The organism is Dialister sp., from assembly GCF_051885895.1.
Lineage (GTDB): Bacteria > Bacillota > Negativicutes > Veillonellales > Dialisteraceae > Dialister.
Genome location: NZ_JBJEXP010000061.1, coordinates 1 through 8,831 on the forward strand (window position 1 = coordinate 1; position 8,831 = coordinate 8,831).

12 protein-coding genes are annotated in these 8,831 nt (G+C 47.8%); 5 read left to right on the forward strand and 7 right to left on the reverse strand.

Translation table 11 applies throughout. The annotated features are described in order from the left end of the window. Window positions 1-233, reverse strand: a 233-nt coding sequence (locus ACI4N7_RS05130; RefSeq protein WP_439732290.1) for a LysR family transcriptional regulator, incomplete at its 3' end; no start/stop codon positions are given. A 177-nt stretch (window positions 234-410) separates the two neighbouring features. On the opposite strand from ACI4N7_RS05130, the gene ACI4N7_RS05135 reads away from it, so the two are divergent. Both ACI4N7_RS05135 and ACI4N7_RS05140 read left to right on the forward strand, forming a co-directional pair. Next, complete coding sequence (locus tag ACI4N7_RS05135; protein ID WP_439732291.1) at window positions 411-971, forward strand: chromate transporter; 561 nt, start codon at window positions 411-413, stop codon at window positions 969-971. Continuing rightward, window positions 968-1,531: a chromate transporter gene (locus ACI4N7_RS05140; protein ID WP_439732292.1), complete on the forward strand. Its 564-nt coding sequence runs from the start codon at window positions 968-970 to the stop codon at window positions 1,529-1,531. Before ACI4N7_RS05135 ends, ACI4N7_RS05140 begins: the two co-directional genes overlap by 4 nt. Window positions 1,532-1,603: 72 nt before the next feature. On the opposite strand, the gene ACI4N7_RS05145 is transcribed toward ACI4N7_RS05140, so the two are convergent. The 3 genes from ACI4N7_RS05145 to ACI4N7_RS05155 all read right to left on the reverse strand — a co-directional run bounded on the left by ACI4N7_RS05145 (window position 1,604) and on the right by ACI4N7_RS05155 (window position 4,039). Then, window positions 1,604-2,365 (reverse strand): amino acid ABC transporter ATP-binding protein, encoded by a 762-nt coding sequence (locus ACI4N7_RS05145; protein ID WP_439732293.1) that lies wholly within the window; start codon window positions 2,363-2,365, stop codon window positions 1,604-1,606. A 12-nt stretch (window positions 2,366-2,377) separates the two neighbouring features. Continuing rightward, window positions 2,378-3,025 carry an amino acid ABC transporter permease gene (locus ACI4N7_RS05150; protein WP_439732294.1) on the reverse strand — a complete coding sequence of 216 codons (648 nt, stop codon included), beginning with the start codon at window positions 3,023-3,025 and terminating at the stop codon, window positions 2,378-2,380. 195 nt (window positions 3,026-3,220) lie between these two features. Next, window positions 3,221-4,039, reverse strand: coding sequence for an amino acid ABC transporter substrate-binding protein (locus ACI4N7_RS05155; RefSeq protein ID WP_439732295.1), 819 nt, complete (start codon window positions 4,037-4,039; stop codon window positions 3,221-3,223). Window positions 4,040-4,392: 353 nt separating this feature from the next. Between ACI4N7_RS05155 and ACI4N7_RS05160 the strand changes: the two genes are divergently transcribed. From ACI4N7_RS05160 to ACI4N7_RS05170, 3 genes are read left to right on the forward strand one after another with little or no spacing between them, the layout of a single operon-like run. After that, window positions 4,393-5,157 (forward strand): DUF4931 domain-containing protein, encoded by a 765-nt coding sequence (locus tag ACI4N7_RS05160; RefSeq protein ID WP_439732296.1) that lies wholly within the window; start codon window positions 4,393-4,395, stop codon window positions 5,155-5,157. A gap of 8 nt (window positions 5,158-5,165) precedes the next feature. Then, window positions 5,166-5,879, forward strand: coding sequence for a metallophosphoesterase (locus ACI4N7_RS05165; RefSeq protein WP_439732297.1), 714 nt, complete (start codon window positions 5,166-5,168; stop codon window positions 5,877-5,879). After that, on the forward strand, window positions 5,872-6,105 hold the full coding sequence (locus tag ACI4N7_RS05170) for a hypothetical protein (RefSeq protein WP_439732298.1): 234 nt from the start codon (window positions 5,872-5,874) through the stop codon (window positions 6,103-6,105). The genes ACI4N7_RS05165 and ACI4N7_RS05170 overlap by 8 nt, the downstream gene beginning before the upstream one ends. Before the next feature lie 46 nt (window positions 6,106-6,151). On the opposite strand, the gene ACI4N7_RS05175 is transcribed toward ACI4N7_RS05170, so the two are convergent. The 3 genes from ACI4N7_RS05175 to ACI4N7_RS05185 are packed head-to-tail and all read right to left on the reverse strand — an operon-like array spanning window position 6,152 to window position 8,627. Then, entirely contained in the window at window positions 6,152-6,910 is a 759-nt protein-coding gene (locus ACI4N7_RS05175) for an SDR family NAD(P)-dependent oxidoreductase (RefSeq protein ID WP_439732299.1), read from the reverse strand. After that, entirely contained in the window at window positions 6,907-7,722 is an 816-nt protein-coding gene (pgeF, locus tag ACI4N7_RS05180) for a peptidoglycan editing factor PgeF (RefSeq protein ID WP_439732300.1), read from the reverse strand. Before pgeF ends, ACI4N7_RS05175 begins: the two co-directional genes overlap by 4 nt. 2 nt (window positions 7,723-7,724) lie before the next feature. After that, complete coding sequence (locus ACI4N7_RS05185; RefSeq protein ID WP_439732301.1) at window positions 7,725-8,627, reverse strand: RluA family pseudouridine synthase; 903 nt, start codon at window positions 8,625-8,627, stop codon at window positions 7,725-7,727. Window positions 8,628-8,831 lie beyond the last annotated feature (204 nt).

Genomic DNA, 8,831 nt, shown 5'->3' on the forward strand with positions numbered 1-8,831 from the left:
GCTGCTTCTTCCAGATCCAGCATTTCTACGGCATAGCGGTAGAGCCTGCTCCCCGCCTCCGTAGGTATCACCTGTCTGGCTCCTCTTTCAAAAAGTGAGGTCCCCAGTTCTTTTTCCAGAAGGTGCATCTGGCTGGATAAAGGCGGCTGAGAAATATGCAGCTTCCGTGCCGCCCCGGTGATAGTGCCTTCTTCTATGACTGTTTTAAAATATCTGAGCTGTCGTAAATCCATTCTATATGTTCTCCGTATGCTTTTTAAGGAAATCAATATTTTTCATATGGCTTTCTACCTGCTATCATACATATATTCCTATAAACATGCAACAATTAAGAAGATCTCATTTTTAATTGTGCATTTCAATCTCCAATGAGTATATCCTTATTGTACAGGAAAGGAAGAATGCCGTCTATGAAACTATTACTGCAGCTGTTTCTGATTTTTGCGAAGATGGGTGCTGTCACCTTCGGCGGAGGCTATGCCATGCTCCCTATTCTCCAGAGAGAGGTAGTAGACAACCATCACTGGGCTACGGAAGAAGAGCTCATGGACTATTATGCTCTGGGACAGGTCACACCCGGAATGATTGCTGTCAATGTTGCTACCTTCATCGGTCTGAAGCTGAAAGGATTCTGGGGCGGTATTTTCGCTACCATCGGTGTCATTACGCCATCCATGATCATTATTACGGTAATTGCCATGTTCCTGACCCAGTTTGAAGAAAATCCCTATGTAGCCCATGCCTTTACCGGCATACGGGCCTGTGTGTGCGTTCTTATTCTGGATGCCGTGCTGAAGCTTGGCCGGAAATCGGTAAAGGATAAAAGGACTCTTCTTATTTTTATTGTCATCCTCTGTCTTTCCCTTTTTGCTCCTGTATCTCCTGTATTTTCCGTCATTGCTGCCGGCGTGGCCGGTTTCTTCCTTATGCCTTCCGTTAAGAAAACAAAGAAAGAAGGTGCTTCCAAATGATGTGGCTCCAGATGTTCTGGGAATTTTTCAAAGCAGGACTTTTTGCCGTAGGCGGAGGCCTTGCCACCCTTCCTTTCCTCTATGATATTTCCCAGCGTACCGGATGGTTTTCTGCAGAGGATATCGCCAATATGATTGCTATTTCCGAATCCACCCCCGGTCCGCTGGGTGTCAACATGGCTACCTATGCCGGCTTCCAGGCGCTGGGAATTCCCGGCGGCATTTATACCACTCTTTCCCTCACCGCCCCGGCCATCATCGTCATTTCCATCATCTATTCCATTCTGAATAAATTCAAGGAATCTGAAACTATGGGACGCATTTTCTACGGGCTCCGCCCGGCATCCACTGCCTTAATTGCCGCCGCCGGACTGGGCGTGGCAAAGATTTCTCTTTTGAATCTTCCCTTATTCGAAGATTCAGGCCTTTTCTCCACCCTTATCCGCTGGCCCTCTCTGATTCTGGCCGTCATCGTTTACTTGGGCCTTGTCAAATTCCGCTGGCATCCGATCATTTACATAGTCATCTCTGCTGCAGCAGGAATCCTTTTAGACCTATAGCCTGAACTTGTCCATATTCTTTTCAATACATACAAAAAAAGACTGCTCTTTCGAGCAGTCTTTTCTCATGCTTCAGGCTCTCAGGATAGATTTCAGGAAAGCCTTGGTGCGTTCACTTTTCGGATGATCAAAGACTTCTTCGCTGGTGCCCTCTTCTTCTACCCGGCCATCAACCATAAAAAGAATACGGTCGGAAACAGACTTGGCAAAGGCCATTTCGTGGGTCACAATAGCCATGGTCATATTTTCGTCAGCCAGCTGCTGAATGGTTTTCAATACTTCCCCCGTCAGTTCCGGATCCAGGGCGGAGGTAGGTTCATCAAAAAGCATGATATCCGGATTCATGGCCAATGCCCGGGCAATGGCTACACGCTGCTTCTGTCCGCCGGAAAGGCTGCCCGGATACACGTCTTTCTTGTTCAGAAGTCCCACCTTGCTCAGCAGTTCTTCCGCCACAGGACGGATTTCCTCTTTTTTCATGCCTTTCACATAAATCGGCGCCGCCATAATATTATCTATAACCGTCATATGGGGGAAAAGGTTGAAGGATTGAAAAACCATGCCCATTTTGCTGAGAATCTGTTTCTGCTTGTTTTCATCAGCATAGACAATGGTTCCTCCTTTTTCTTCTGCAAGATAATCACCGTCCACCCGGATAGAACCGCCCTGAATGGTTTCAAGATGGATCAGGCAGCGAAGCAGGGTACTCTTGCCTGCGCCGGAAGGACCGATAATGGAAAGAACCTCTCCTTTTTCCAAAGTCATGTTGACGCCGTGAAGGATGGTCTGTTTTCCGAAATCCTTCCTGATATTTTTCATTTCAATAAAGCTCATTCCGTGACCTCATCATTCTTCATAAACAGCATACCGTTTTTCTACATAAGCCAGAATCCTGGTCAGGACTGCTGTGCACACAAGGTAGAAAACCGCAGCCACAAGGAAAGGAGTGGTATCAAAATCCCGCTGTACAAAAGCCCGGGTCACACGCATGAGATCATTCATGGCCAGAATGTAAACCAGAGATGTATCCTTCAAAAGGGTAATGGTTTCATTGCCCAAAGGCGGAATGACTCTTTTAATCACCTGAGGCAGAATAATGTGCCACATAGTCTGCCGATAGCTGAATCCAAGCACCTTGGCGCCCTCGTACTGTCCCTTGCTGATGGACTGGATGCCGCCTCTGAAGATTTCCGCAAAGTACGCTGCATAATTGGCTACAAAGGCAATGATAGCCGCCGGAAAATCGCTGACCTGTACATGAAGCATGAGAGGAAGACCGTAATAAATGAACATGATCTGCAGCATAAGCGGTGTTCCCCGCATGACATAAATGTACATGGCTGCCAGCTTCCTGAAAACAGCCACATGGGAAATACGAACCATGGCCAGCAGAATTCCGATAGGAAGAGCCAGCACAAAGGTCAGTACAAATATCCTTGCTGAAACGCCCAGCCCGGAAAACATATTGGGCAGAATGTGAATGATATAGTCCATCAGTAACTCCTTACAAAAACAGGGAAGCGCCAAAGCACCTCTTTTATGCACGTATGAATATCATACACTGACTTCATTCATTTAACAAGATAGAGAAACAAACTTTTACAGATGAAATGAAAATCACCGGAGGGAATGATGCCCGCTCCGGTGATTCCGCTTCCCGCTCAGAGGGGCAGGAAAAGGTTTAATCGCTTATTTAAGTACAACATCCTTGCCGAACCATTTTTCGGAAATCTTGGCAGCTTCCCCATTGGCAATGACTTTGTCAATGCCCTGGTTCAGGAGATCCACCAGTGCCTGGTTATCCTTCTTGATGCCGATGGCAAACGTATCCTTGGATACCTGATCCGGCAGTTCCCTGAACTGATCCGGTTTCTTTGTCATGTAATATTCGTTCAGCACGGTATCTGCCAGCACGGCATCGCAGCGGCCGGATTCGAGATCCATGAAGCAGGCGGTCAGATCAGGATAGGCCTTCACTTCTGCGAAAGAAGCCTTCAGCTGAGGATCTCTGTTCAATGCTGTTTCTGCAGTAGAAGCTTCCTGAATAGTGATCTTCTTGCCTTTGAGATCAGCCATGCTCTGGGCCGGAGAATCTTTCAGCACGACGAATTCCTGGATATTATCCATATAAGGCTTTGTGAAAGCCAGTTTCTTCTGCCGTTCCGGAGTCATGGTAAAGCCGTTCCAGATGCAGTCGATACGGCCGGAGTTCAGTTCTGTTTCCTTGGAAGCCCAGTCAATCGGCTTGAATTCAATGGGCACTCCGATTTCCTTGGAAATGGCTTCTGCCATATCAATATCAAATCCTACGATTTTACCGCTGTCATCCCGGAATCCCATAGGTGCAAAGGTATCATCCATACCTGCTACAATCTTGGTGGGCTTTGCCCCTGCAGCAGCTGACTTGGCTGTGCTGGCAGCCTTGTTATCCCCGCCGCCGCAGCCTGCCAGAAGACCAGCGGCACCCAGTGCCAAAATTCCTGCGATCACGATTTTCTTCAGCTTCATAACCCTTACCTCTCTTTATTACTTTATTTCGTTAAAGAAATGCTATGTCAATATATTAGCTGATTCTTTTCTCTTTGTCAAGTAGCAAAACCAAAGACTCTCTGTCATCTCATTTCGCAGATCATGCAGCTCTGCTGCAGGCCTCTTTCCTCATTCGGTAACAGGTATGACGGCATATGAAGGAGCTGATTTCTCTATCCATCCCGCCCATGGCAGCGGATACTGTAAAACAGTCTTCCAACCTCCATATTTCACAAAAAACAGAACCATCATTTACCGGACTTTTACATGAATCCGTATCAATCCTCAAGAAAGCCTGTGCTATAATAAATAAGAAAGATGAGGATAAAACTATGAATACACCTATTACATTTAATCTGGCTATCGGCAGCCGGAAGCCCCACTCCGGCACGCAGAAAGTATGCCCTTTCTGCCACCCGGAAAATTTAACGGGTATTCTGGAAAAACAGGGCGACCTGATCTGGCTCATGAATAAATTTCCCGTGTTTGAGAAGACCTGGCCTACCGTCATTGTAGAGACAGCCGATCATAACGGGGAACTCACCACCTATGCGCCGGAAAAGCTCCATGAAGTCATTTCCTTCGGCCTTTCCCACTGGCTCAGGCTGGAATCGGACAAAAGATTCAAGTCCGTCCTGTATTTTCGCAATTACGGCCCCGGATCCGGCGGTTCCCAGCGTCATCCCCATTCCCAGATTATCGGTCTGGAAAATTATGATTACCGGGACAATATACTGGGTGAAAATTTCCTGGGATCCCTGATTCATGAAGACGATGACTGCTACGCTACCATTTCCGACTATCCCCTGAGCTGCATGGGGGAATTAAATGTCACTCTCAAAAAGGATGCTTCTCCTGTCCATTTTGCCGACACCATACAGACACTGGCCCGTTTTGTTCTTCATGATTTTCCGCTCCCCTGCAGCAGCTACAATATTTTCTTTTATCATTACCTTAAGCACATCCATGCCAAGATTTTCCCCCGTTATACTGCCAGCCCTCTGTACATGGGATACCGCATTACCCATGTTATGGATGAACGCAGCAGAAAGCGCATGATGGAAACACTGGCCTCGGATACCTATTTTGGAGAATAACAGAGTACATGAAATTATACGCGTTCAGCGATTTTCACCTTTCCGGAGATCCGCCCACGAAACCCATGGATATTTTCGGTTCTCACTGGAAAAATCATAGAAATAAAATTATAGACGCCTGGATGGAAACCATCCGGGAAGAAGATACGGTCATCATGGCCGGGGATTTATCCTGGGCCATGAATATGAAGGATGCCATTTCCGATTTAAAAATGCTGGGTCATCTTCCCGGCAGAAAAATCGTTGTCCGGGGAAATCATGACTACTGGTGGGATACCGTTACAAAGATGACGCGAATGACCGATGGTCTCCTTGAATTTCTGCATAACTCCGCCATTGACGTGGGAGGCGTTGCTCTGGCAGGAACCAGGGGATGGATATCGGAAACCTCTCCCAAGCTTACAGAAGCGGACAAGCCCATTATTGCCAGAGAAGAGGGACGGCTGGAGCGTTCTCTACTGCTGGCGGAAAAAACGGGAGCCCCGCGCATCATGGCTGTTCTTCATTATCCTCCTTTTGATGAAGCAAGGAATCCTTCCCACATGATCGAAATCATGAAAGCTCATCATGTCACCGACTGCATCTACGGACATATTCACGGCGCTTCCAACTTTGTCAATCTTCCGGAAGAGCTGGAGGGAATCCGTCTGCATCTGACCTCTGCTGATTATCTTGATTTCAAGCCCCATTTTATCTGCAATCTGGAGGATACCCATGCATAAACTGGCAGAAAGCCGCCTGCTGGCGGGAAACATATATGGAGATTCACGTACCGGTGAATATATCTACCTTCCCGGCAGTGAACTGGATGCGGATGAGCCCATGCTCGTCTATGAAAACAACGGCACGCGCAAGGATATCGCCATGGAAGAAGCCCTCCGCATCATCGAGAAACGAAGCCTGAAACCTGCCGTCCATCCTGTCCTTGGAAAAAATACCTTTCATTGAATCATCCATGATAAAAGACTGGGAAATCCATGATTTCCCAGTCTTTTTATGCATGAAACAGTTTTTTGAAAAACAGAAGAAAAGATAAGGAAAAACAGGCAGCTCCCAGCCTTGTTAATTTTCCCATCAGCCCCGGTATGGAAATTTTCTTTCCCTTCCTGTTATCCCGAAGTCCCTGTTCTGCCACCATGCGGGCAGTCAACGCACCTGTCGGATTGATATGAAGACCGGCCTTATCCATGAGCTCCGTGTCCCTGATCCAATAGGGACAGAGCGCCGTTACCCGGATGCCTCTGTTTTTGACTTCTTCTGCCAGGGATCGGCTGAAACTGAGGAGAAAGCTTTTGGAAGCACTGTAAATCGAAAATCCCGGCAGCGGCAGGAAAGAAGCAGCAGAGCATACATTGATGATTCCGGCGCCGTTTCTCATGTAAGGCAGGCAGATCCTGGTCAGCTTGACCGGCGCCTCCATGTTCAGCTTCATCATGCCTGTTATATCCTTCAAATCCTCATCGGCAAAGGAAACCGCGCTTCCCCTTCCTGCATTGTTGATAAGAAGGGATATATCAGGTTTTTCCTCTTCAAGGAGATGAGCCAGGTACGTAAAAGACGTTTCCTCCACCAGGTCAAGAGAAAGGATTCGAGTCCTCACAGGAAGCAGCGCAGACAATTCTTCCAGTTTTTCCTTTCTCCTGCCGACAACCCATATCTCATCCGCTTCCCTGCGGCGGCCGATTTCTCTGGCAAATTCCCAGCCCAGTCCGGAAGAGGCGCCGGTCACTACAGCGATTCCTTTTCCTGTCATTTTTCCATCATAAGTACCGCCATGTGACGGCCGGTCCTCCCTTTTTCCTTTCTGTAAGAATAAAATAAATCATTTCTTTCCCAGGTCGAAATCCCGCAGTCCTCAATATGTTCCTCCGCAATGCCGGCCTTTTTCAGCAGCACATGGTTGGCGCCGGGCAGATCCAAGAGATATTTTCCATTCTCTTTCCTGCGGAACAGTGATGCTCCTTCCGATTTCTCAAAAAGAGGCGCCATAGCATCAATCACTTCCGGGCCCACCTCAAAGGCATCAAATCCTATGGCCGGTCCAATGGCCGCCAGGATATCTTCTCTTCGGGAATGAAATCTTTCCTCCATCAGCGCTATGGTTTTTCCCGCAATATTTCCTGCAGTTCCTCTCCAGCCGCCATGGGAAAGCGCTGCCGCTTTGTGGAAGGGATCATAAAAGAAAAGGGGAGTGCAGTCCGCATAATTCATGGTGAGCGGAACCATGGGCGAAGACGTGAGCAGTCCGTCAGTATCCGGTATGGCGGATGACAGGGACAGGGCACCACGGCCAAGGTCCGCTTCTCCGACTTCATCCACATGTGTGCCATGTACCTGGCGGCAGTTAACCAGGGTATCTGCGGAAATACCAAGCGCCCTGCAGTAACGCTTTCTGTTTTCCAGCACATCTTCTTCCGAATCTCCCACGTGAAGTCCCATATTAAGACTGGTAAAAGGCGGGCGGCTCACTCCGCCGCTCCTGCAGGATACGGCTGCCTTCAGCGGCAGTCCTTCAAAAATAGAAAATGTAAGAAAAGAAATATTTCCTTTTTTCTGTAAAGGCACTTTCATACCTCCTTTAAGCAATCCATGGAACCCCAGAAATGCCGGATAACCTGCGCCATATCAGTCGGTACAGGCGCTGTCAGCCGAATATTCTCCCCTGTGGAGGGATGATGAAAAGAAATGGACCAGGCATGAAGAGCCTGCCGATGGATCAGTGCCAGAGAGCCTCCATATAAATCATCTCCCAGAAGCGGATGGCCAAGAAACGAAAAATGCACACGAATCTGATGGGTACGGCCTGAATTCAAATGAATCAGAAGCAGGCTGGCTTCCTCACAGGAAGCCAGCACACGGTATTCCGTAGAAGCCCACTTCCCGTCCGGCCGGACCATCCACTCCACAATACTTCCGGGCTTTCGTCCGATAGGCTCTTCAATAGTTCCTTCTACCGGTTCTACTCTGCCCGATACAAGAGCAATATACTGCCTGTAGATACAGTCATGACGCTTCGATAGTTCAAACTGCCCCATGGCTGATTTGGCTACTACCACAAGACCGGTTGTATTCCTGTCAAGCCGGTACACGGGATGAATACCGGCCGATTTGTCATTACGAATAAAATAACCAGCTACCGCATTCACCAGCGTGTCATGTGCCTCCCTGGACGTTGGATGGATAATCATGCCCGGTCCCTTGTCGACCACCAGTAAATCCTTATCTTCATAAACCACAGATAAAGGAATATTCGATGGCACTACCTCATTTTCTTCACTCCACTGCAGGACAACTCGATCCCCTGCATGAAGAACACGGCGGGCATTATAATTAACCTCCCCATTGACCAGGACCTTTCCATTCCATTTCACCCGTTTCCATAAAGCCGATGAAATCTCCCTACGCCCCTTAATAAAGTGCCGGAGCTCCTGGCCATCGTGAGATTCTGTAATTAAATAGGTGACTTCCATATCATCATCCAGTCCGGAAAATCAAAAAGAATTAAAAACAAATAATCTGAATAATATTATACCCTGTCTCCTGAAAGGGATAAAGTCGAAAAACCGTGAGTCACTGCCGGTAAATACCAACAGACAGAAAGGAGCCGGTAAAATATAAAGGCCACATAGCCAAAAAGCACCAGTGGGAAATCACTGGTGCTTTTCATAATATAG